15 protein-coding genes are annotated in these 25,276 nt (G+C 54.7%); all 15 read left to right on the top strand.

What is annotated here, in order from left to right:
- Positions 1-296 precede the first annotated feature (296 nt).
- The 15 genes from CRO74_RS19490 (at position 297) to CRO74_RS19420 (ending at position 25,264) form a co-directional block, all read left to right on the top strand.
- The gene (locus CRO74_RS19490; RefSeq protein WP_218840230.1) at positions 297-920 is read left to right on the top strand and encodes a contractile injection system cap protein; all 624 of its coding nucleotides are present in this window, start codon (positions 297-299) and stop codon (positions 918-920) included.
- Between the two features lies 1 nt (position 921).
- A complete protein-coding gene (locus tag CRO74_RS19485; RefSeq protein ID WP_097128052.1) occupies positions 922-1,953 on the top strand; it encodes a hypothetical protein in 1,032 nt (343 codons plus the stop codon).
- Between the two features lie 32 nt (positions 1,954-1,985).
- A complete protein-coding gene (locus CRO74_RS32070) occupies positions 1,986-3,977 on the top strand; it encodes a phage tail sheath family protein (RefSeq protein WP_097128050.1) in 1,992 nt (663 codons plus the stop codon).
- Positions 3,978-4,041: 64 nt separating this feature from the next.
- Complete coding sequence (locus tag CRO74_RS19475) at positions 4,042-4,479, top strand: phage tail protein (RefSeq protein ID WP_097128048.1); 438 nt, start codon at positions 4,042-4,044, stop codon at positions 4,477-4,479.
- A gap of 12 nt (positions 4,480-4,491) precedes the next feature.
- Positions 4,492-4,929, top strand: coding sequence for a phage tail protein (locus CRO74_RS19470; RefSeq protein WP_097128046.1), 438 nt, complete (start codon positions 4,492-4,494; stop codon positions 4,927-4,929).
- Positions 4,930-4,950: 21 nt separating this feature from the next.
- Positions 4,951-5,133 (top strand): DUF5908 family protein, encoded by a 183-nt coding sequence (locus CRO74_RS19465; protein ID WP_097128044.1) that lies wholly within the window; start codon positions 4,951-4,953, stop codon positions 5,131-5,133.
- Entirely contained in the window at positions 5,133-5,843 is a 711-nt protein-coding gene (locus CRO74_RS19460) for a CIS tube protein (RefSeq protein ID WP_179830250.1), read from the top strand. Before CRO74_RS19465 ends, CRO74_RS19460 begins: the two co-directional genes overlap by 1 nt.
- An 8-nt stretch (positions 5,844-5,851) precedes the next feature.
- Positions 5,852-7,624 carry a type VI secretion system tip protein VgrG gene (gene vgrG, locus CRO74_RS19455; protein WP_097128042.1) on the top strand — a complete coding sequence of 591 codons (1,773 nt, stop codon included), beginning with the start codon at positions 5,852-5,854 and terminating at the stop codon, positions 7,622-7,624.
- A 22-nt stretch (positions 7,625-7,646) separates the two neighbouring features.
- On the top strand, positions 7,647-7,916 hold the full coding sequence (locus CRO74_RS19450; RefSeq protein WP_097128040.1) for a PAAR domain-containing contractile injection system baseplate protein: 270 nt from the start codon (positions 7,647-7,649) through the stop codon (positions 7,914-7,916).
- Between the two features lie 189 nt (positions 7,917-8,105).
- Positions 8,106-8,549 carry a gp25 family contractile injection system sheath assembly initiator gene (locus tag CRO74_RS19445; RefSeq protein ID WP_097128039.1) on the top strand — a complete coding sequence of 148 codons (444 nt, stop codon included), beginning with the start codon at positions 8,106-8,108 and terminating at the stop codon, positions 8,547-8,549.
- A 12-nt stretch (positions 8,550-8,561) separates the two neighbouring features.
- Complete coding sequence (locus CRO74_RS19440; RefSeq protein ID WP_097128037.1) at positions 8,562-12,200, top strand: baseplate J/gp47 family protein; 3,639 nt, start codon at positions 8,562-8,564, stop codon at positions 12,198-12,200.
- On the top strand, positions 12,182-16,021 hold the full coding sequence (locus CRO74_RS19435) for a baseplate wedge protein (protein ID WP_218840229.1): 3,840 nt from the start codon (positions 12,182-12,184) through the stop codon (positions 16,019-16,021). Before CRO74_RS19440 ends, CRO74_RS19435 begins: the two co-directional genes overlap by 19 nt.
- A 35-nt stretch (positions 16,022-16,056) precedes the next feature.
- A complete protein-coding gene (locus tag CRO74_RS19430) occupies positions 16,057-20,481 on the top strand; it encodes a hypothetical protein (RefSeq protein ID WP_097128035.1) in 4,425 nt (1,474 codons plus the stop codon).
- Positions 20,478-21,929 (top strand): contractile injection system tape measure protein, encoded by a 1,452-nt coding sequence (locus CRO74_RS19425; RefSeq protein WP_097128033.1) that lies wholly within the window; start codon positions 20,478-20,480, stop codon positions 21,927-21,929. The genes CRO74_RS19430 and CRO74_RS19425 overlap by 4 nt, the downstream gene beginning before the upstream one ends.
- Positions 21,930-21,961: 32 nt before the next feature.
- Positions 21,962-25,264, top strand: coding sequence for an eCIS core domain-containing protein (locus tag CRO74_RS19420; protein WP_097128032.1), 3,303 nt, complete (start codon positions 21,962-21,964; stop codon positions 25,262-25,264).
- Positions 25,265-25,276: the final 12 nt, after the last annotated feature.

Below are 25,276 nucleotides of genomic sequence, written 5' to 3'. Positions count from 1 at the left end.
AAATCCTTCGCTTGTGTTTACTTCAGTATTATTTATAAAAACCTTCGTCACCAACGATTACCAGTGGTAATAACCTGTTTAACCAAAAAAACAGAACATTTCCGCAGACGTATCGGGTACATCCTACTAAAAGTTGCTTAAATACCTTTCTGACCGTTTACTCAAAGATTATACTCAAAGGGAAAGTCATGAATTATGTTCACTGCTGTAAGCAAAATTACGACCTAATTAACCAGATGATTACCAATCATAATATAGTGTAAAGAGATATGATTGCCCACGCCTTAAGCATTGTCATGAATGAGTTGAATAGGCATTTGATGACCTACGACATACCCAATGCTGATGCAAGCTCTAACCGGGCTGTACTGGGCAATCTGGCAGAAGGCTTTGCGTCAGGTAACGCAGCGAACGGAGTTCCCCGCAACCGACTTATTCTATCGGTCGTTAATATTCAGGAGGAGAAGACGCTGAAAAATCTCCCAAACTACATCCGCCACGATGCTAACCTGAGTGTGAGCTATGAAAACCCACCTGTTTTTCTGAATCTCAAGGTACTCCTTACCGCTACGCACACCGACTATATGATTGCCATGCTGATGCTGTCTCGCGGTATTCAGTTTTTTCAGTACCGACTTGCCTTCACCCAGGATTCGGTCGATCCGGACTCTCTGACACCACCAACGGCCATTGTCAACGAACTCGATCAGTTGGAGGCCTTCAAGATGAATATCGAACTGTACTCACCCAGTATGGAAGAAGTCAATCACCTCTGGGGAACGTTGGGGGGCAAGCAATATCCGTTTGCGCTCTACATCTTCCGCATGCTCGAACTGAAGTTCAAGTCCCGACAGCCCGAGCGTGGCGTCATTACAGAGATCAGCAGTAATTTTTACCACAAAAAACCGGCGGTAAACTAACATGGCAGAGAGCACAACGAGCCGGTACAAGCGCCTTTTTGAGCTGCGGATACTCCACCACTACTGGCTGGACAACGGCTCTACGTTGTTTGACCTGCTGGATGACGCCGTGAAGGTCCGGCGTTTGCTGACCTACGATGTGCGCCAGCTCATCAGCCTTACCCCTACCGAATCCACCCAGAAGACGCTGAAAAAGCTGGGCGGTATCTACCGGGCAACGACCCTCGGCTGCGTCGTCGCCGTTCCCGATGGCACACCGGTGCCCGCCGATACCCGGTTTGATCTGATCCTGACCGTACAAGATCCTGCCTTCTTTCAGTATACGGCCCTGACCCTGTCCAGACAAACCATCCGGGAGTACTACAACCGGGCCAGCGACGGCTATGATCGGTACAAAACAGGCGTACCCGTTCTGTCGAACCTCACCGGCATTTCCCGGACGATCAATGGGGTTAAATCACTATTTCTGTCGAAAGAAATCCCTACTCTGGCGGCCAGCGCAAATGCTAAAGTGGAATCGCTGGCGCGGTCGGGGGCAAAGCTCGTGCAACTGACGAGTAGTCAGCCCGATGCTACCACCCAGCAACTGGCGGCTCAGGCAAACACCCAGCCGGTCTATTTGCATCAGGACGATGTACCACTCATCGACGCCCCCCCAGCCCTAAGCGAATTTCCGCCGACGGGGCTGCGCGGTATCCAGTTATCCGCCGAAATTCCCGACAACGTATATACCCTCGTTCGCATCACGGCCGAACGTCCCGGCGACGCCGATTTCAGTTGTGTTGTGAATGGATTACCCAAAGCGGTTCCACCCGTTTTTGAGATTCGGTTCAAAAACCGGTCTACGATCTGGCAATACATCGACAAACGCACGGGTGACCTACTCTCCACGGAGCCGGACCCACTTCCGCTGACCCTGTTCAGCGAAGATAATAACACCAGACTCAAACCCTCACCCGATTCCATACAGCTTTCTGCTGACCCTGATGATGCCGAAAAAATCACGGGTCTATTCTCGCAAATCCTAAAATAACCGTCTCATTCCTAACAAGTAACACACAAATCATGGCAGCACCGTATAACACGCCGGGGGTATACGTCGAGGAAATACCCAAATTTCCGCCTTCAATAGCCGCTGTAGAAACCGCCATACCCGCTTTTATCGGGTACACCGAAAAGGCGGAACAGAACGGAGAATCGCTATTCAATAAGCCGAAACGGATCGAATCCATTGCCGAGTACGAAGCCATCTTTGGTGGGGGGCCTTCGCAGGATATAACGGTTACGCTGGATAACAACAACCAGTTTTTGATGGCAGATACCAATGCCAAACTGTACTTATACGATAGCCTACGGTTGTTTTATGCCAATGGCGGTGGCAAATGTTACATTATTTCGGCCGGAAAATACCCGGCGGACGTAGACTCTGCCGACCTGAAAGCGGCATTGCTGGCCCTGGAGCAGGAGGATGAGCCAACCATCATTCTATCGCCGGATTCTGTTTCGGTTGCGGCTGGTCCCTACGAATTCCAGAAACAAGCTCTCATTCAGTGCAACAAACTCAAGGATCGGGTTACCCTGTGCGATCTGACCCGGTCAACGGATAAAGATGCTTTTGCAGAAACGGTCAAGGCTTTCCGGGATAAAATCGGGATCAATTACCTCAAATACGGCGCGGCTTACGGCCCCTGGATTCAAGCCACCCTACCCCGAACGCTGCTGCGCCGTAATCTCAAACTGCAACGAACGGTAACCAATGATCCCGTTCAACTGAGCAGCCTGACAACCAATCCGGACATCCTGAAGCTCATGGCTCAACTGGAAACGGTCGAGACGTTTGTAAATGCCCTCCCCCCTCTCGAAGCAGCCATCACGGGTTCGGCGGATGTATCACTTGAAAGTTTCCAGACGGCCAAGCTGGGCGAATACAAAGCCCTGGCCGACAATGCTACCAAAGCGGATGTAGAGGCTAAACTAGGCGCTATTACGGCCATTACCGTCAAAGTACTTGCCCGCATTCAGGATCGTTATGAGGAAGCTCCCATACCGGCCACAGGTATCCTGTTTAAGCTGCGAACCGACATTGACACTTACGTAGCAAAGACCGGGCTAACCCTGGTAGCCAATCATCACAAACACCTGAGTGGCCTTGTCCCTGCTGCTGATGCGATAAACGTGCTCACCACCGGGGCCGACCTGGATAAAGCCGCCAAGTTACTGGGCTTCGCCAATGGAGCGGCCTTGCTTACCGCTGCCGACCCCGCCGATGTGATAGCTGATTACGCGACCGCTGACACGGCTAAAAAAAGAGGGAACGTGGCCCTGAGTCCAGTTTTAGTTGCCGCCAATGAAGCTATTACGTTTTTCCGTTTCGTGATCACGACGCAGAAAAACTACGAAAAAACCCTCAACGATGCGCTGACGGCCTCCTTTGGCACCTATAAAGATCTGGTCACCAAAGCTACCGAAGCCTTCAACCTGCTACCTCCCTCGGGAGCTATTGCGGGCGTTTACGCCAGCACCGATCGCGATCGGGGCGTCTGGAAAGCACCCGCCAATGTGAGCCTGAATGCGGTCGTTGGCCCCGGCGTCAAGATTTCGCAGGAGCAGCAGGGCGAGTACAATGTGGATGTTAACTCGGGCAAGTCGATCAACATCATCCGCACGTTTACGGGCAAAGGCACACTGGTTTGGGGTGCCCGCACCCTAGCCGGTAACGATAACGAATGGCGCTACGTGCCCGTAAGGCGGCTTTTCAACTTCGTGGAAGAGTCGGTCAAGAAGGCCACCGAGCAGTTCGTCTTTGAGCCTAACGACGCCAACACCTGGGTAAAAGTGCAGGCCATGATCGAAAACTTCCTGAATACCCTCTGGCGGCAGGGCGCTTTGCAGGGCATCAAACCCGAACACGCGTTTTACGTGGCAGTGGGCCTGGGCAAAACCATGACTCCGCTCGACATTCTGGAAGGACGCATGATTATTGAAATCGGCATGGCCGCCGTCAGGCCCGCTGAGTTCATCATCCTCAAATTCTCGCACAAAATGGCCGAGTCCTGACGGGTGGCTTTCGCAACCGCTCGTCATTCAACCTATACGTTCACCTTTTACTGGCTAAACCAACATGGCACAGGAATATCCTTTACCCCGTTTTCACTTTCAGGTCGACTGGGGTGGTGCAAAAATCAGTTTTACCGAAGTTACCGGCCTCGATATGCAGGTGGAGGTCATCGAATACCGGCACAGCGACAGCAAAGATTTCAACAAAATCAAGATGCCGGGGATGCGCAAATTCAGCAACATCACCATGAAGCGCGGCAAATTCGAAGCCGACTTCGACTACAACAACTGGCTCGACGAGATTGCCAACGAGCGGGTCAATGGTCGGCGCGACGTAGTGATTCGCCTGCTGAATGAGAAGCACGTTCCGGTGGCAGCCTGGTCGGCAACGCGTTGTTTTCCCATCAAAGTAACGGCCCCGGATCTTAAATCGGATGCCAACGAGATTGCCGTGGAAACCATCGAGATTGCGCACGAAGGGCTGAAACTGATGAAAATATAAGCCGCCGGGAGTATGGTCGATTACTATCCGCCCTGGGGTTTCTACTACAAAGTGGAATTCAGTACGGTCAAGAATAAGAACGACATCCGGTTTCAGTCTGTGTCGGGGTTATCGGTCGAATACGACATGGAGGAGTTCAAGGAAGGGGGCGAAAACCGCTTCACCCACAAGCTCCCCGTTCGAACCAAATACGCCGACCTCGTGCTGAAACGCGGTATGCTCACCGATTCGGACGTGACCGAGTGGTTTTTGGCGGCTTTCCGCGACCGCGAGTTCACGGCAAAAGACATCAGCGTGATACTGATGAATGAAAAAAGTGAGCCGCTGCGCACCTGGAACGTCGTTCACGCCATCCCCAAAAAGTGGACCGTGTCCGATCTGAACGCCAACGACAACACCCTGGTGGTCGAAACGCTCGAACTGATGTACCAGTATTTCACCGTTAAGTAGTTCATAACCAAGCACCCAACGATGCCTATTGAAATCAGAGAACTGCACATCCGGGTCACGGTCAATGCACCGGCAGGCGGGGGAAGTGCGCCAGCGCCATCGGCACCACCATCGGGCGGGGGCGGCTCGGCGGATAAAGAAGCCCTCGTGGCGGAGTGTGTCGAACAGGTCTTACAAATTCTTCAGGGAAAACTGGAACGCTGATGGCAACGGGAAAACTGGAGAAAATGCTCATTCTGGGCTTCAAAGACTCGAAAGAGGCCGAGAACGGCGGCAAAGCCGAAGCGAAGGCAAACGAAGCCTATTTCGAAGCGCTCATCAATCCGGAAACCTACACGCTCGATTATAAGCTCAAGTTTTCGGAGTCGGGGCAGGGCCAGGGAACGAGTGGCAAACAGCTGAAATACGAGTATACCGAACCGGAAGAGATCACCTTTGAATTTCTCTTCGACAATACAGGCATCATTGATGGCAAACCACGCGAAAATATCGCCGACGACATCAAGCGGTTCAAACAGGTCCTGATCGAATACAAGGGCGATTCGCACGAGCCGCGTCATTTTAAGCTGGTCTGGGGCGAAAACTCCATTTTCAAAGGCCGCGTCACGGAGCTGAGCATCACCTACAAACTGTTCAACCCCGATGGCAGCCCCATCCGGGCAGTGGCCAAAGTGAAGTTCAAAAGCAGCATCGAAGAACTGAAGCGAGCCGCCAAAGAAAACAAAAGCTCACCCGATCTGACGCACGTTCGGCTGGTGAAAGCCGGGGATACGCTGCCGCTGATGTGCCAGCGAATTTATGGCGACACCCGCTATTATTTGCAGATAGCGGCCCTCAACGGCCTGACCAATTTCCGGCGGCTGGTTCCGGGTACCGAACTCGTGTTTCCGCCCATTGACAAAACGACTAACTGAATCGACACGTGGTCAACAACGCATCGGCTATTCCAACCCCGGCAACTCCGGATGTATGCACGGCAAAGGTGCTGATCGACGGTACCGAACTGCCCGGCACGGTCAATATCAACTCGATTGTGGTGGTGCGGGATCTGAACCGGATTCCGTGGGCCACGCTGCACATTCAGGACGGCGAAGCGTCGACGGGAAAGTTTGCGGTGGGGAATGAAGCGTATTTCGTTCCGGGAAAAAAGATCGAAATCAAGCTCGGCTACCGCTCGCAGGAATCGACGGTGTTTAAAGGAATCGTCATTAAATACAGCATCAAGATTCGGAAGAGCGGCAGTTTTCTGCTGGTCGAATGTCGGCACGAAGCCGTAAAAATGACGTCCGGGCTGAAAAATCGCTATTACGAGGATAAGAAAGACAGCGACATTCTGGAGGAGATCATCGGGCGTTACGGGCTTGCCAAAGACGTAACGGCCACCCGGCCGACTTTGCGGGAAGTGGTGCAGTACGAGGCTACCGACTGGGATTTTGCCCTCTGCCGGGCCGAAGCAAACGGGCTGCTGGTGATGGTAGAAGACGACAAGCTGAAGATCATCAAACCTGATATGGGGCAAAGTGCCGTCCTGAACGTAGCATTTGGCTCCACCATTCTCGAACTGGACGCCGAAATCGACGCCCGGCTGCAAAGTCCCGGCATCAAAGCGCATAGCTGGAACGCTACCGATCAGGAAGTTATCGAAGCCGAAGCTGCCGAACCAACCACCACTAACACCGGCAACCTCAGCCCGGCAACCCTGTCGGAAACGCTGGGCGGTGGCGCACACGAGCTGCGGCATGGTGGTAAACTCTCGACGGCCGAACTACAGGCCTGGGCCGATGGCCGACTCCTCCGCGAGCGGCTGGCCAAAGTGCGGGGCCGCGCCCGGTTTCAGGGATCGGCGGAGGTGCTGCCGGGGAAAGTCATCGAACTCGGCGGCATCGGCGACCGGCTCCAGGGCAAGGTGCTCGTGGCCGGGGTACGGCATCAGTTTGCGGGCGGCAACTGGGAAACCGACGTGCAGTTTGGTCTCAGCCCGGAGCCCTTTGCCCAAACCTACAATCTGCGGCCACTGCCCGCTGCGGGGCTGATACCCGCCGTAAGCGGCCTGCAAATCGGGGTAGTTACGAAGCTGGAAGGCGACCCCGACGGCGAAGACCGGATCAAAGTACGTATGCCGCTCATCAGTGCGCAGGAAGAAGGAAGCTGGGCACGCATTGCCACCCTCGATGCGGGCAAAGAGCGCGGCACCTACTTCCGCCCGGAAATTGGCGACGAGGTGATCATCGGGTTTCTGCACGACGACCCCCGCCATCCGGTAGTGCTGGGCATGTGCCACAGCAGCAACAAACCAGCCCCCAAACCACCGTCCGACGATAACCATGAGAAAGGGTACGTGTCGCGGGAAAAGATGAAAATGACCTTCGACGATGACAAGAAGATCATGGCGTTCGAAACGCCGGGCGGCAATAAGATCATCCTCTCGGAAGACGACAAGGGCATCACCTTCAGCGATCAGAACGGCAACAAGATCATCATGAACGACAAGGGCATTTCCATTGAAAGCAGCAAAGACATGACCATGAAAGTAACCAAAGATATAACCGTTGAAGGTCTGAACATCGACATCAAAGCCCAGTCGGCCCTGAAAGCGCAGGGCACCGGCAGTGCCGAATTTTCGTCCGGAGCCAGCACCACCGTAAAAGGGGGCGGCACCACCGTCATTCAGGGGGGCGTGGTGCAGATTAATTAACCGTACTTAAACCGCATTAACCATGCTTCCTGCCGCACGCGTTAGCGACCTTATCATCAGTTCCGCCACGGTTGGCGTACCCACGCCCATTATCCCGCCCGGCACCCCGACGGTATTCATCGGGAAACTGCCAGCCGCCCGCATGGGCGACACCTGCGGGGTCGATGCGATCGTCAAAGGGTCGGCTACGGTATTTATTGGCGGGTTGCCAGCCGCCCGCATCAGCGATCTGACCGCAGCGGGCGGGGCCATAATGCCCCCCGGCTGCCCAACGGTACTCATTGGCGGGTAAATCAAGTGGATGATCATAAATTCTGCGGCATTTTACCCCACCCCAACCCCTCCCCTGAAAACCAGGGGAGGGGCTTATGCCGGTCCTTTTTTAGCCCCTCCCCTTTTTTCAAGGGGAGGGGTTGGGGTGGGGTAAAATGCCGAAAAACAATTGCACTAGTACTTAAATTCATTACCAACGGCATAGCGTATGAATCTGACATTTCTTGGGCGCGGCTGGTCCTTTCCACCCACCTTCAACCTGGCAATCAATGGCGTAGAGATGCGGGAGCAGGAAGACGACATCGCGTCCAGCCTGGAAATCCTGCTGACCACCATGCCCGGAGAACGGGTGATGCTGCCCGACTTCGGCTGCAACATGGAAGAGCTGATTTTCGAGAATCTGGATACGACGACAAAGACCCTTTTGGCCGACAAAATAGAATCGGCCATTCTGTATTACGAGCCGCGTATCGACCTGGAAAAAGTGACCCTGAACACCGACCGCGAACTGGAAGGGGTGGTGCTGATCGAGATCATCTACCGGGTGCGGGCCACCAACTCACGATTCAACTTTGTTTTCCCCTTCTACAAACAGGAGGGTACCGACATCAACCTTACCACCACGCTTAACGTGTTGCCCGACAGCAACTAAGCCATAAAGTATATGGACTGTACCCAGAACATCGATCCGTTGAAACTCGTCCGCGAAGGAACCAGCCGGAAACAGCGTTACAGCTCCGCGCTCGATCCTGCCTACGCGCCGGTGAACGAGCGCACCCCCGCGCACGGAATGGTGTTCGCCCAGGCTTATGCCCGCTACCTGAACTACTATAACGACAACAACGAACCAGTCGACAACTGGCAGCCGTTCTTTTCGAAGGACATCTCCGTTCAGTTGGCCGTTGCCGCCGTGCAGGACGTGGACACCTACAAAACCCGCATCAAGGAAACGTCGGCTTTTTTGAACGACCGGGCCAATCAGGCCAACGAAGCCGAACTGAAAAACCACCTCGGCTATCTGTTCAGCTACCTGGGTACACTGGCCCGCCAACTGGACACCCTCAGCAAAGAACTCCCCGCCGGTACGCCACTTAAAAACACGCTAAAAAACCTGATCAAAAGCCAGCTGGCTCCCGGATTCGGGCGGTTGATTGCCTATTATAAACCAAACCTGAAAGCGGGTTCGAAGGAAGAACTTGACCCCGCCAAAAATCTGATTGCAGAGGTTCAGCCCGATTTTACCCTGCTGGGTGGCCCGACGCTGATCTTCAGTACAATTTTCAAAACCGGGCTGTCGACCGACTGGATAACGGACGGGGCTGCCGACTGGAAAACCTACCGGGACGCCATTCCGGCGCAAAAGTCGGTTTATGGAACAGGCACCAGCGTTTTTGAGAAAGCCAATCACCTGGCTACTCACGCCCTTTTTACGTCCATTTTCGACCAATTTCTGAAAGCCTACGCCAGGGTAGTGGCCGATGCCAAAGCGGCTCTTGAAGCATCGCTCACCAGTCAGGACAGCCACGACCCGCACTACGCCCTATTTCTGGCGTTTCTGCGTTTACAGGAGTACGTCAGGCAGGAGACGAATACGCTCACCGCGCGCCACCTCGATTTCTACTACCGCGATATTCTGCGGCTGCGCGAAAAACCGGCCGAACCCGCTCACGCCCACATTTTGCTGGAACTGGCAAAACACGTCGAATCGCACCTGTTGCCAGAAGGCGAACTGCTCAAGGCCGGAAAGGACGCGTTGAAAAAAGACGTCTTTTTTGCGAATGACCAGACGCTTGTGGCCAATGCCGCCCGTATTACCGACCTCAAAACCGTGTACCGCCACAACGACGAAGCCGTTACCGGCGAGGGGGGCAATGCCACAAAGCAACTTGGCCGACTTTATGCCGCGCCAGTCGCCAATTCGCAGGATGGGAAGGGGGCCAAACTGACCTCTGCGGATGGGTCATGGCATCCTTTTTTCAACAAAACCTACGAAGACGGCAAACTAACCGGCATACCAATGCCCAAAGCGGAGGTGGGGTTTGCAGTGGCCTCCCACTACCTGTATCTGACGGAAGGCTACCGGCGCATCACCCTGAATGTTCAGCTAACCCAAACCGTCAGCGCCAATGCGTCCGTTACAGTCTATCTGACAACCGAAAAAGGCTGGCACCCCGTTAAAACGAGCCTTACGGTACCGAATACCAAAACGGCCACCCTGTTCATCGAACTGGAAGCCGATGCCCCGGCCATTCTGCCGTATGTCGCCAGCCTGCACGGGGGCGATTTCCAGACCGGGCACCCCATTATGAAGGTGGTGCTCGACCACGCGGTCGATCAGTTGTATGATTACGCCGAACTGGAAGCGGCTCAGGTTGAAAGTTGCACGATCTCGGTCTCGGCCGGGCTCGATAGCAGCGGCAATCTTACGAAGCCGGGCATAAAATCACCGGCGGTCAGCAGCGACTTTGGCCCGGTGGATAGTTCGAAACCGTTTCAGCCCTTCGGGCCAAACCCGAAGGCAGGCTCGGCGTTTATCATCGGCAGTAAAGAGATTTTCCAGAAAGCCAATGCCAGTGTCAAAATCAGCTTTAACTGGCGGGGAACGTTTAAAGCCACCCCTTCTTTATCGGCCGCTTACCTCAGCAAAGCCGTCTGGAGCACCCTGGCCAGTTCGATTTACGTAAACGGCAGCACAACCGCTCTAACTATTCCAACCGCTGGTGCAGCTCCGATAGACTACAGTCCGAATGATTTTCTAACGAATGCGTCGGTAACGGGTTTCCTTAAAATTTCGGCCAACGGCGATTTTGGGTACGCGGCCTGGCAAACGGCGCTGGCGACTTACTTTTCTGAACTTGCCCAGGAAAAAACACCCGCCTTACCCACTGTACCGGAGGCCCCCGAAATTACCGCCATCAATCTGGGCTATTCGGCCACATCTGCGCCCATTCCGCTAAACTCGACCAGTTCGAAAGACGCATCCGGGGCTAAATTCTACCACCTGTCGCCCTTCGGCATGGCCGAGCGGCACCCGCAACTAACGGGCAACGGAGTGACGACCTTACTCCCGCAGTTCAGCCATGCCGGGGGGGGCGTCAGTCAGTTGCACGAAGCGGAATTTTACATCGGCCTCAGCGGGTTGCTGCCGCCCCGGAGCCTGTCGCTGTTGATCCAGGTCGCCGACGGCACAGCCGACCCGAACTCGGTAAAAACGCAGCTCCACTGGAGTTACCTGTACAAAAACAACTGGGTCGATTTCCCCGCCGACTCCCTGAGCGATACTACCAACGACTTCACCCGCTCGGGCATCGTTACGCTGGCCATTCCCGCCGAGGCAACCGCCACGAATACCCTTCTGCCTACCGGGCGGCACTGGATTCGGGTAGCCGTAGCCGATGCCAGCGAGGGAGCCTGCCGCCTATTGGCCGTAGCCGCCCAGGCCGCACGGGTTACGTTTGCCGACCGCGACAACGACCCGGCGTTTCCGGCCACGGTACTCCCCGCCGGTACGATCAACAAGCTCGACCAGCCCGATTCCGCCGTCAAAAAAGTGGAGCAGCCTTTCGAGACGTTCGGCGGGCGGGGGCCGGAAACCTCCGAATCATTTTATAACCGGATCAGCGAACGGCTGCGGCACAAAGACCGGGGCATCGCGCTCTGGGATTACGAGCGGCTGGTGCTGGAGGCCTTCCCGCAGATTTACAAAGCGAAATGCCTGAACCACACGCATTACGAGCCGGGTATTTACAAAGAACTGGCGCCCGGCCACGTCACGCTTGTCACCATCCCGAATCAGCAATTTCAGAACCAGCGCGACCCGCTCAAGCCGTACACCAGTCTGGGGCTGCTGACCGAAATCGACGCTTTTTTGAAAGCCCGGCTTTCGTGTTTCGTGAAGCTGCACGTCAAAAATCCGCAGTTCGAAGGCGTCCGGGTCAGCTTCCGGGTTCGACTTTTTGACGGCTACGACGAAACGTTCTACATCGGTCGATTACAGGAAGCCATCACCCGCTTTCTGTCGCCCTGGGCGTTTGCCGGGGGCGAAGGGCCTTCGTTCGGTGGCAAGATATACAAATCGGTACTCATCAATTTCGTGGAAGAACAGCCCTACGTCGATTATGTTACTGACTTCCAGCTCTTCCACGACATAAACGATGTGCCGGGAGCGGAGGACAAGCAGGAAGTAGAAGGGTCGAAAGCTATCTCCATTCTGGTCTCCGTACCGGCCAAACTCCATACCATTTCTGCCATCAACCCAACGGAGGACGCCCCATCCGCCGAACAATGTCCCTGCGAAGCATGATTCAGAAACTCGCTCCCATCCCCAAGCAGCCCGTGCTGAAAGCCGCCGAAGACTTCTACCGTCTCCGCCGGGAAGGGATTGGCTTTATCGAGCAGATGGGAAGCCACCTCTGGACGGATTACAACATCCACGACCCCGGCATCACCATTCTCGAAGCCCTCTGCTACGCCTTCACCGACCTGGCCTACCGCATTGGCTGGGATATAAAAGACCTGCTGGCATCGCCCCCTCCGGCAACGATGCCCACAAAACCGCTTAGGCCCTATGCAGATCAGGCATTCTTTACGGCGCGTGACATCCTGACCGTCAACCCCGTTACCCCCGACGATTTCCGCCGTCTGCTGATCGACCTCGACCGGGTCCGGAATGCGTGGGTATTCTGTAAAGAGTGCGCCTGCGAACTGCATTATTACGCCTGGTGTGAGGCCGGTCAGTTGATGCTTTCGTACAAAAAGCCAACCAATTCGCTGCTGAAACCCGTAAAAGTAGACCCCAGGGGATTGTACGAAGTGCTGCTCGAACTGGAAGCCGACCCCGAACTGGGCGACCTCAACGACCGCAAACTCGAAACGACGCAGGTGGTGTTCGATGCCGACAGCAAGCCGGTTTCCCTCAAACTCGAACTGCGTTTTCCTGCACTGGCACTAGCCGACCAATCGGCCTACGCCCGCTTTACGGAGTTTGATAGCGCGACAAACGAGTTTGCCCGAAAGATTACCAAGATCAAGGTGCTCAAAATTTCGCGCACGAAACCGGAAACGACATTTACCACAACGGCTATCCTTCAACGGTACTGGCGCGATGTGTTTTACGTCTCGTTCGAAATTACGTTCGACACCGGTGCCCCGCTCGTCATTCCCAATGCGGCCCTCCGGCTGTATGGCGGAACGGACGCTAAAGGTCGGACCATCGTTAAAAAACAGCCGGGCGACCCCGTTGTGGCCGACCAGTTCAGGCTAACCGACATGCTCGAAGAGACCTCTGTTTTGGGGAGCATCCAGCGGTATCGGCAGAAACTGCGCAAAGCCGGTGAAGCCATAGCTATCGCCAAAACAACGCTCCACAACTACCGGAATCTGGATGAGGATTACTGCCAGATCAAGGTGGTCGACGTGGAAGATGTAGCTGTTTGTGCCGACGTGGAAGTGGCTCCCGATGCCGACATCGAGCGTATTCAAGCGCAAATCTGGTTCGAAATCGACCGCTATTTCAACCCGCCGGTTCCCTTTTACAGCTTACAGGAACTCCTCGACGCCAAGCAGCCGGTAGAGGGTATTTTTAACGGGCCAGCCCTCGAAAATGGCTTCATCAAGGCCGATGAGTTACAGGCGGCTGGCCTGAAAACCGTGCTGCGTACGTCGGACATCATCAACCGGCTGATGGACATTAAGGGCGTCATTGCCGTCAATGAACTCCTGCTCTCCAAATACGATGCGGAAGGAAATATCATAAAAGGTGCGGCTGACCCCGTTCAAACCGATACGGGTCTGATCTTTGACCCCAACCGGTTTAGCGCCAAGTGGCAGCTTTGGGTGAGCACCCTGCACCAGCCCCGACTGTATTACAACCAGTCGCAATTCCTGTTCTACAAAAATGGGCTGCCGTTTCGGCCCCGCATGGACGAAGCCCTGGACACGCTTACGCAGTTGCGGGGGGAAGCCGAACGGCCAAAAATCAAGCCGACGCCGGATAAAATCACCAACGACCTGCCCGCGCCAGTGGGGAAATTTCGCAATCCGGAAGCGTACTTCCCGGTTCAGTACAGCTTCCCGATGACGTACGGCATTGGGCCGGAAGGGCTACCCTCGACTGCTACGCCCCAACGCCGGGCACAGGCCAAACAACTGAAAGCGTATCTGATGGTTTTTGAGCAACTGCTGGGCAATACGCTCTCGCAGGTGGCGCATTCCGGGAAGCTGTTTTCGCTTGAGTCAAGTATCAATAAAACGTATTATGGCCGACTGTTCGACAAGACGGCTATTGAGGGTTACACAGACATCGTCAGCGCGAGTTTAACGTCCGATGTATTGCAGGAGTTGGTCGAGTCGGGACCCGAATTTGAGGAACGTCGCAACCGGTTTCTGGATCACCTGCTGGCCCGGTTTGGGGAGCAGTTCAGCGAGTACGCGCTCATGCTCACCACGCTGGAAGGGCAGCACATCGCCCAAAAACGCCTGATCGACGATAAAATCTCGTTTCTGAAAGCCTACCCGACCATCAGCCACGACCGCGGGAAGGCGTTCAATTACCAGAAAAACCAGAACAACCCGGCCAACGCATCGGGGCTGAAACGTCGGATCAGTCTGCTCTTGGGCTATCCCAACTTAACGTTTACAATCAACCTCAGCGGGTCAGGCCCCTACACCGTTACCAGCTACACGCTGACCGATACTCCCTATAAAACGAATACGGTCGATGAAACCGCAACGGTATGGCTCACCGGTACGTTGACGGTGGCGGTGAGCGAGGCCGACGAAGAAACCGCCCGTTACAAGGCATTTGAACAGATCGGGGAGATCCTGGAGCAGATGATCCAGCCCGATTCGTACGAGATTGTAGCCGAACAGGGGAAATTCCGGCTCAACGTCAGGGCCGATAACGGCGATCTGCTCGGTACCTACCCCACTTTGTTCGATACCGAAACCGACGCGAAGGCCATCGTCGATGAATTTCTGGGCTGGAGCAGCAACGAACGGGCGCTGGTGGTCGAGCATTTGCTGCTGCGCCCCAAGTTCCCCGGCGATGCCCTGTACCCCGCCTGCGCCGATGGTGACTGCGGCACCTGTGGCGACGAAGACCCCTACTCCTTCCGGCTCACCTACGTGATGCCCGGCTGGACGGCGCCCTTCAGCAAAAACCTCGATATGCGCCGGTTCGCCAACCGCACCATTCAGCAGGAAACACCCGCTCATCTGCTGGGCAAAATTTGCTGGGTGAGCAACGATGGGTTTATCGAAAACCCCTGCGACCCGGTTGTTGCCCAACTGGCAGAGTTACTCGAAGAAAAAGGCAAAACCACCACCGATGTGCGCCCCAGCCCGGACGAAGCCTGTACCTGTGCTCTGGCGCTGTACACCAAATTCAGTCTTGCGTTCAAAAGCTGGTATGCCGACAAAACCCTGACGTATTTCCACCCTGATGCCCTGCAAACGGCCCTGGAGAAAGAGTTTTCTACCCGGCTAAAGCCTGCCGACGTCTCCTGCACCACGGTGCTCGATGCTGCCTTATGGGTTAGTGTACAGTCCATTATGGTGACCCACTTTGTACAAATCGCCTTTTCGGGTTTGCAGTTCGAACGGTTTGAGGATGCCTGGCAAGCCTGGCTACAGGCCAATGCCGCCATCGACTGGACGGAGCAGCAGCTACAGGAACGGGTGGAAGGCATCCTGAGCACGAACGTCGAAAAAACGCTGGTTCCGCTGGCTGATCAACAGGCGAAACTGTGCCAGTGCGCCACGGCTATTCTGACCACCTACGGCATGAATTTCTATACCTGGATGGAAGCTAACGTCAAAGCAGGCGTCGATATTAAGGCCCTTGACTTTACCAAGTTCGACCCCGACAAGCCTGCCCCGCTGACGCTCTGCACCAATTTCACCTTTTCGGCCGATACGCTGAAAACGGTAAAGGCCTTCCTAACTGCGCGTTACGCGACCTATGTGGAGGTCTCCTATCGGCTCCGGGTGGTGGTGGATAGGCTCAGTAAACTCAGGAATACGTATCCGGGAGCCACCCTGCACGACTGCGACGATGGCAGTGACCAGAACCCCGTTCGGCTGGGCAGCACCGCCCTCGGCAATTACCCCACCAAAAAACAATAACCTGTTTCTCTAAATGGCTATAACCGCTATTTGCTATGCAAGCGACTCAAGAAAAATATCCGGTATTTGAAGCGAATCAGGTACTTACCAACGAACACCTGAACCAGCTCTTTATCTATTTAGACGAACAGGAACGACTCACGCGGGCTAACCTGATTGGCATTGGTATCGTATGCGGGTTCGACCTTAGCTACGATGAGGTGTTGAAAACCATCCGACTGTCGAAGGGCTGCGGCATTACCTCGGCGGGATACCTGATGGTGCAGCAGCAGGATTTGGAGCTTGTCTCCTACCGAAAAGTAACCGAAGACCTGGCGTATCCGCTGTTCAAAAACACGAACCCCGTCGACCTCGACCCGGCGCTCAACACCCAGTACGATGTGTGGGAGCTGTTTCCGAAAGACGAGCCCAATGTAAAACCGCTGGACTCGCCCGCCAATTTCCTGAAAGACAAGGCACTGGTGCTTTTTCTGGAGCTAAAAAACGCCAAACTGCGCAATTGCAGCCCCAATAACTGTGACGACAAAGGAGCCGAGATCAACATCAGCCTGCGCCCGATGCTGATTCAGCAGAAGTATTTGATCAAACTCATTGCGAAGGAGAATCAACTTAACACCACCGTTACGGCCGCCGAACTGGAAACGGCCCTGCTGGCCCGCCTGAATCTGCCCGACCTGCGGTTGCCGCGTTACGACGTGCCCAACACCAGTCCGGCAACGTCCAATGACGTACTGGCTGCGTTTCAGGCCGTCTTTAAAACGGATAAAATTGTCACTACTTTCAGCAAGGCACTCGCTGCCGCCTATACGGCCTTCAAGCCGGTATTGCAGACTATTCCCGACCCATCCGTGGGTTTCAACGCCAAATTCGGCTTTTTGGAGCAGGTACCGGCCAGCACCGGGCAGGTGCGCTTCCTGCAATATTATTACGACTTCTTCGACGACCTGATTCGCGGATACGATGAGTTCTGCCGAAAAGGGCTGGAGCTTATGTGCGCCTGCTGCCCGCCTGAAGGGCTGTTTCCCCGGCATCTGATGGTCGGACTGCTGTACCCGGCGGCCAATGCGGGCGTTTATCGGCACGGCTTCAAATCCTCATCGGCGGTAAGCGGCTGCGAAGAACGGGAGCAGGAATTGCGGCTGCTGTTCCGTCGACTGGCGACCATGATCGAGCGGTTCACCCCTACCCCGCCCTTACCGGCTCTATCGACCGGCTCGCCCACCGACACCCAGATCAGGATTACCCCCAGCAAGTTGTCGGATGCTCCGCTGTCGGAGAAAGCCATTCCGTATTATTACCAGCAAACGGGCACTACACCCCTGTTCCAGCTCTGGAATCCGGAAAAAACCCGCCGAAACCGCGCCAATCAGAACCTCAGTTACCGTGCTGCCGAATACGTACCGGCGGCTCCGACCTTTGTGACCAACCCGCTGCGGTACGATCTGGAGCCGTATAATTTCCTGCGGATCGAAGGGCATCTGGGCAAAAGTTACCAGTCGGTGCTAACCACGCTCTTGTCCCTAAAAACGCAGTACCGGCTTCCCATCGACGTGATTGCCCTGCGTACTGGTGCTTTCGACGAGACCATGCCCGTTGATCTGACCAAAGAAAAAGCCCGTTTTCAGGATCTGGAGGCCGTATACGATGCCTTCCGGGAGGAGTTGCTGTCGTCGCTGGCCGAAGGTGCCCGTACATTTTACGATCAGCCGATAAATGGAAAGGACCCCGGCGGAAAGCCCCAGTTGCCCCTGCTCAAACAATACGCACCTAACTACAGCTATAAAACCGGTTCGCTGGGGGCGTGGTACGAGAAATACCGGGCGCAGCTCCAAGCCATCCCGTATATTGATGTCGATCAGAACAACATCAACGCCGGTACCATTCTGACGGTGTATTGCGGCCTTTTTATCGGTACTACGGCACCAGCACCGGAGTTCCAGCCGCGCGTTGTGGCGGTCTATTACCTGTCTAAACTGGCCGAAATCCTGCCCGCAAGTTTAGACCAGCTCAAGTTTACCGACTTCCAGAACAAATACCAGGATTTAATCGAGCTGGCCCGTTACTTCCGTACGCTGGAGGCCAGTGACGTCCCCAAAAACCTGGAGCAATTCCTGCCCAAAGAAGACCTGATCGACCAGTTCGACCAGATACTGTTTACCTGTAAACTCGAGCCCATCCGCTCGCTCATCGACGAATACAAAAAGCGGCTGAAAGAACTGAAACAAAAGCAGTTTTTAAGTAATTTTTTACAGAACAACCCCGGTATTCAGCACAAAGCCGGGGTACCGCTGGGCGGAACCTTCATCCTCGTCTACCACGACGATCCGGAACCCGTGGTCAGCACGGCGGCTCCGGTAACGATGGATTTCCTCCAGCCTGTGTTTTTCACTCCGGTTTTCAATGTTCAGGAAACGGCGACCTTCAACCCGGCCACGAATGAACCGCTGGCACAGGCCTTCAAACGAATCAGTAAAAACCAGGCGTTAACGGATAACGAAGACGTTCGGTTTGTAATGGGTACGCTGTTTGGCATTATCCCGCCCCAATCTACCGGTATTCTGGTAGGTCAGGAAGATCCCGGCAAAAAGATCATCGACCAGGCCGTTAATGAGCTGGCGGATGGAACCGTCATCGCCGATTTCTACCTGCCTTATCTCTTCAGCGGGGGCGGTACGCCGGTGCAGTTTGTGCTTCCCAAAGTTAAACCCTCGTTTACCTACACGGTGGGTTGTACCAAAGCTAACGACAAGGCGGAGGTAACGCTGAAACCACAGGGTGGCGTGCCCCCGTATAGCGTTAAGGTCGATGACGAAGGGTATAAACCGCTCGATGGGGTCTTGTCGCTGTCGGTTGGCTCGCGAAAAATCAGCATTCAGGATGCCGAAACGACCGAATCGGAACCGCAGACGATCAAGATCGAAAAGCAACTAGTTCTCGACGAGCCGACCTACACCTGCCTTGCCGGAGGCAATACCTACACGGCTACGCTTACCATAAAAGGCGGAAAAGCACCATATAAAGCCGAAAAAGGCACGATCACCAACACCAACCAGTACACCAGCGAAGTACTGCCCGGCGACGTGGAGACGACGATCAAAATAACGGATAGCCAGGGATGCGAGGCTACAAAAGTCCTTCAGAAATCGTGCCTGCCGCCACTCGCCTTTACGGTTGAGATAGCCTGTACGACGCCCAATAACGTAGCGCCCGTAACGATTACGCCGACGGGGGGCAAAAAACCGTATCAGGTGCAGATCGACCAGGGGGCTGCCGTGGCCGTCAAGAATCCTTTCTCTCTGACCGTTGGGCCACACACCCTGCTCGTTACCGATTCGGTGGGTGAAGCGGCTCCCCCGCAAACCATCAACGTACCGGCCGTACTGACGCTGTCTGTGGGCGAAACGGACTACCGCTGCGAGGCTGGGACCTACCGGGCTGTCGTGCGTGTTTCTGGTGGCACACCGCCCTACTTCTACAAACGCGCTACCGACGAACTGGAATTCAATGATCTTGTCTTCGTTACCGATCCGGTTCCGAGTGGTCAGGAAACTACCGTTGTCGTCAGGGATTCCAGCAAATGCGAGCCTGCCAAGCTGACCACAAACCACACCTGCTGTGATCTGCCCTGCGATGGGCAATCCCGGCGGAGTGCGTATCGCTTGTGGGTTCAACCCGTGACCGATTTCCCCCGATACAACGACTTCAAACAGCAATCACTCATTCAGTTCCGGTTTAATGGAAAAGGCTATGAACTCCCGGATACGAAGGAATTACTTCAGCAACCCGCCGATTCGCTGAACACAAAATTCCAGGATACGATTGGCGGAATCATCAAAAAGCTGAACAGCATCATCAATGAAACATTGACCAATGATCTCGGCGAGTTGGGCAAAAGACGGCTTGTACTCACCTACAAACCATCTGCCGATGATCCTTTTGGAGTGATGATGATCGAGCATTTCGTATGCGACACGTTTATGCTTGAGTTCAATTACTCAATAGACATCTCCGAACAGCAATATGACCTGAACATCCGTTACACCAACGAACCTGACGTGACGGGCGCTCCCTTCGACGGGGTGATTCTGACGAACCAGAAGACGGACAAAATAGCACATATACCTGCTTTCAACTACGCAGAACGAAACCAGTGTCTCAAAACGGACTATAAACCCGAATGCGACGGCCCCAAACCCGTTCTTGAATCCCGAACTGTCGGAAGACGCGCTACCAGTAATCGATTGCTGATCAATGCCGCATTTGCGGGTCAGGTCGCCAACATGGATCCTCGTGACATTCTGGGCTGGATTTGGGATGTACCCCTGGCCGCTGAGCCTGTCTACCTGGGCGAGAAAATTGATGGCATTCAGTTGCGACGAGCCGACTTGCCCGTTCGACTGACCGCCATTACGACCAAAGGCTGTTTCAATATTCTCGATAGCCAGATCCAGTTATCATGACCCACATCATCCGGCAACAGTATCTGCACGTCGACCTGAACGGCACCGAATCCGATGGAATGGCCCTCCAGCGCCAGCTCTCGGATGTGTGCCAGCACTGGCTGATTCCCGCCATTGAGCGGGTGCTGGACCGCTGTGCGCCGTTGGATGGGCATTTGATTATCGACCGGCTCGACATTGATGCCGGTGCGCTGAACCTCGACCGACTGGAACAGGACATAACCGGGCTGGTCGAACAGGCGCTGGAACAGGCTCTTCGGGTACAAACTCCGCCAGCCGGACAGACACAGGCACAGCCAGTGAGCGTCGTCGCCCGAAAAACGAACCGACAAACGGTTTTTGACGCGTTCATTCATTTTCTAACAACCGGTACCCTGCCCTGGTCTTTCCGGCTCCCGCCCGACAAAACGCTCGAAGAGACCCTGTTTGACGCCTGGCAGACCGAACCGGAATCAGAGACAAATCAGTCCCTATTCAATCAGGCAGTCCGGTCGGTTCTGAGCGCAGTCTTCATTCGGCAGCGACTTACCCGGCAGTTTTCGGATGTTTTCTTGACCGAATTACTGGCCCGGCTTACCCCGGTAGGCGAAGCGACCACGACCTCACTGCTGAACATGCTGAATGAAGTGTATCCCCGGCCCACTACCATGGCTCTTTTTGAACGAGGGCTTTGGGAAACGGCCTTTACCCATGCCGCGGCAGATACCCTCATTTCGGGGTATCTGCTCGTCCGGGAAACCTGGCTGGCCACGCCTGAGTCGGCATCGGACGAACTGGCCCGTGTGCTGGAACAGTACTGGCCGGGTGTAACGCAACCCACCTCTCGCCCAACCAGACCGCCGGAACCAAACACGACCGAACGAAATCTTGATGGTTTGGTCCCTGAACAGCATACAGCGATACAGAAGATAGTCAATTACACCCCGGCGCTACCCCGGCCGTTCGAAACCCGCGAAGGCATGTACATCGACAATGCCGGTTTGATCTTGCTGCATCCTTTTCTGGTACAGTTTTTTACCGCCCTGGGCATCGCTGCCGATGGACAATTGCAGAAACCGGAGCGGGCCTTGTGTCTCCTGCACTTTCTGACCACCGGCCAGTTCGTAGCGCCGGAGCATGAACTGCTGTTCCCCAAACTGCTGTGTAACGTCCCGTTCGAAACGCCCGTGGAGGCCGATGTGATCTTAACGCCAAATGAACGGGAGGAAGCAGATGGTCTCCTCGAAGCCGTTGTCCACCACTGGGAAGCCCTGCGCAATACCTCGCCCGATGCCCTGCGCGGCACCTTTCTCATCCGTCCCGGCAAACTCACCCTCCGCCCGGATGGCGACTGGTTGCTCCAGGTCGAATCGCAGCCTTACGATATTTTACTGGATCAGCTACCCTGGGGCATATCCATGGTGCAACTCCCCTGGATGGACCGGCTGCTTCATGTAGCGTGGCGTTGACGTATCGGCTAAACGTATGATCTGACTTATTGATGAAAACGAGTTCGGAAAAATCGACCACCACCACACCATCGCCTGCTACGCAGACGAGCAGCCAGCCTTTTTTTGCCAAAGCGGGTGGTGGTGATTTTTTTGAGCCCGCCCGGCAAACTCCAGCGCCCGCCGTTCAGATGAAACTGACGGTGAATAAGCCCGGCGACTCGTTTGAACAGGAAGCCGACAAAACGGCCGATAAAGTAATGCGGATGCCCGCGCCCATGTCGGCACCCACCATCACCGGAAAAGACGAGAAGCTGCAACGGCAAACCGACGATAAGCTCCAGAAAAAAGAAGACGACAAGCTTCAGAAAGCTGCCCTTCCCGAAGAGAAAATTCAAAAGGCCGAGCTGAAAGACGATAAAATCCAGAAGGCCCCCGCCCCGGAAGAAAAGCTTCAGAAAAAGGAAGAAGATAAGATTCAAAAGGCCCCGGCTCAGGACGATAAAATCCAGAAAAAAGAGAGTAACAAGGGCGAAAAGAAAACCGGCGATGGTACGCCAGCCGTCACCTCCGACGTCCAGACGGCCATTCAGCAGCAAACTTCCGGTGGGCAACCGTTATCCAACGACGTGCGAACGTTTATGGAACCCCGCTTTGGTGCCGATTTCAGCAATGTCCGTATTCACACCAATGCCGAATCGGCAGGGTTGAGCAACCAGCTTAGTGCGCGGGCCTTCACCTACCAGAATCACATTTTTTTCTCCCGCGATCAGTACCAGCCCGGTACCAGCGAAGGCAAACAACTGCTGGCCCACGAGCTAACCCATACCGTGCAGCAGGGCCATGCCGTGCAACGCAGTCCGCAGGTGGCCACGACGGCCACTCCCCCACCCGTGCAGCGGCTGGGCGTACAGGATGCGCTGGATTATTTTGCGGATAAAGCCTATAACATCCCCGGCTTCCGGATGCTGACCATCGTGCTGGGTTTCAATCCCATCAACATGCGGTCTACCGACCGGAGTGCGGCCAATATTCTGCGGGCACTGGTGGAACTGGTACCGGGTGGCCACCTCATTACGCAGGCCCTCGACAACCACGGCGTATTTGCCAAAGCGGGAGCCTGGATCGAGCAGAAGCTGGCCATCCTGGGCGACATCGGCAGCGAGATCATCTCCGGGCTGAAAAGCTTCATCAACTCGCTGAGCTGGTCGGATATTTTTGATCTCGGCGGGGTTTGGGAGCGGGCCAAGCGCATCTTCACCGACCCCATTGGGCGGCTCATTTCCTTTGCGGGCAGCGTTGTTTCCGAGATCCTCAAAATGGTTAAAGATGCCATTTTGAAGCCCCTGGCGGCTTTGGCCGAGGGAACACGCGGCTACGACCTGCTCAAAGCCCTGCTTGGCGTAGACCCCATCACGGGTGAAGCCGTTCCGCGCACCGCCGATACCCTCATTGGCGGGTTCATGAAACTGATCGGGCAGGAGGAAATCTGGGAAAACATCAAGAAAGGCAATGCTGTGGCCCGTGCCTGGGCGTGGTTCCAGGGCGCACTGGGCGGCTTGCTGAACTTTGCCCGCACCATTCCCCGCCGAATTATCGACACGCTGACGTCCCTTACCTTTCAGGACATCATTTCTGTTGCTGGGGCGTTCACCAAAATTGTCGGCTCGTTTGCCAGCATTGCGGGTGAGTTTTTCAGCTGGGCGCTCAACCAGGTTATCAGCCTGCTGGAGATCCTCTTCTCAGTGGTGGCTCCCGGCGTGATGCCGTACATCGCCAAGGCGCGGGCCGCCTTTACCACCATTCTGAAAAACCCGATTGGCTTTGTCAATAACCTGGTACGGGCGGGCAAAATGGGCTTTCAGCTCTTTGCGTCCAACATTGTCGACCACCTGAAAACGGCCCTCATCAAATGGATTACCGGACCGCTGGGCGAAGCGGGCGTGTACATTCCCAAGTCGTTCAGTTTGATCGAGGTTGTGAAACTGGTGTTGTCGGTGCTAGGGCTAACGTGGCAGAATATCCGGGGCAAGCTGGTGAAGATCATTCCCGAACCCGTGCTGGTTGGGCTTGAGAAAACGGCGGGTGTACTGGTCACGCTCGTAAAAGACGGTCCGGCAGCGGCCTGGGAACAGATCAAGACCGAGCTGACGGAGCTGAAAGATCAGATGATTTCGCAGGTTACGCAGATGATCACCACAGAGGTAGTGAAAGCCGCCGTGGCAAAACTGGTGAGCATGATCAACCCGGCGGGAGCCATTATCCAGGCAATTCTGGCCATTTACAACACGGTTACCTTCTTCATACAGAAGATCAACCAGATTGCCGCCGTGGTAGCGTCATTCATCGACTCCATATCGGCCATTGCGTCGGGGCAGGTCGAGGGGGCGGCCAAAAAAGTGGAGAAAACGATGGCCAGTACGCTCACCGTTATTATTGCCTTCCTGGCCAAGTTTGCCGGATTAGGCAACATTCCGGAGAAGCTGGTCGGAATAATCAAGAAAATCCGGCAGCCAATCGACAAAGGACTGGACAAGATCGTGGCGTGGCTGGGGAATATGCTGAAGAAGCTGGGGGGTAAGAAAGACAAGGATGATTACACGGAAGCATTTGCCGCCGTTGGTACTGCTGTCAACAATGCTAAGCAGGCTAAACATACCAAGGAGCAGCTACAGACTGATATTGCTCCACTAAAAACCAAGTATAAATTCAAAAAGTTAGACGTTACAGATGGTTCGAATGGAATTGAAGTAAAAGCAGAAATAAACCCGGCTAAAGTTTACCAGTATGCCGGTCAGCTTAGACTTAAGTTAATTTATGACCCAAGCTGGCCATTGGATGAATTTTTGAATAAAGCCAATGCACTTCAGGCAGCGGCTGACGCCGGAAAGCTGGCTACGCTAGCAGTTGATCCAAAAACTGGTAGGAAAAGATCGACCAAAACCCTGCGAAAAGGAGCCGAAAAAGCATTCAAGGAAAAGGTACGACTGTTTATATTGGCCGAAATAACTAATCCTGGCCAACAGGCCCAGGCTATGGCTATGCTGGCTAATCTGGATCCTGATCACCAGGTTGATCTGCAAGTAGGCGGTAAGGATGCCTCGGCGAATATATCGCTTACCGACGGCAGTATGAATAAAACGATGGGATTTCTGGAAATGGGACCGGCCTTACGAGGATTACCACCCGCTACTAAAATCGAAAAAGTGGTTATTGATACATCCGCTGCGAAGGCAGGTATGCATAAGGAAACCGGCGATGCTGCTGCATTACGAAGCATCTTGTTAACATACGCCAAAGGACCTCAAAAGTTAGCTGTTTATGCATGGTTTAAAGGGCTGGAAACGCCAGCCTGAAGGAGTTACTAA

It is taken from the genome of Spirosoma fluviale (assembly GCF_900230225.1).
Classification (GTDB): domain Bacteria; phylum Bacteroidota; class Bacteroidia; order Cytophagales; family Spirosomataceae; genus Spirosoma; species Spirosoma fluviale.
The sequence above is the reverse complement of the archived record's forward strand: the minus strand, read 5'-3'. Positions and strand labels throughout refer to the sequence as shown.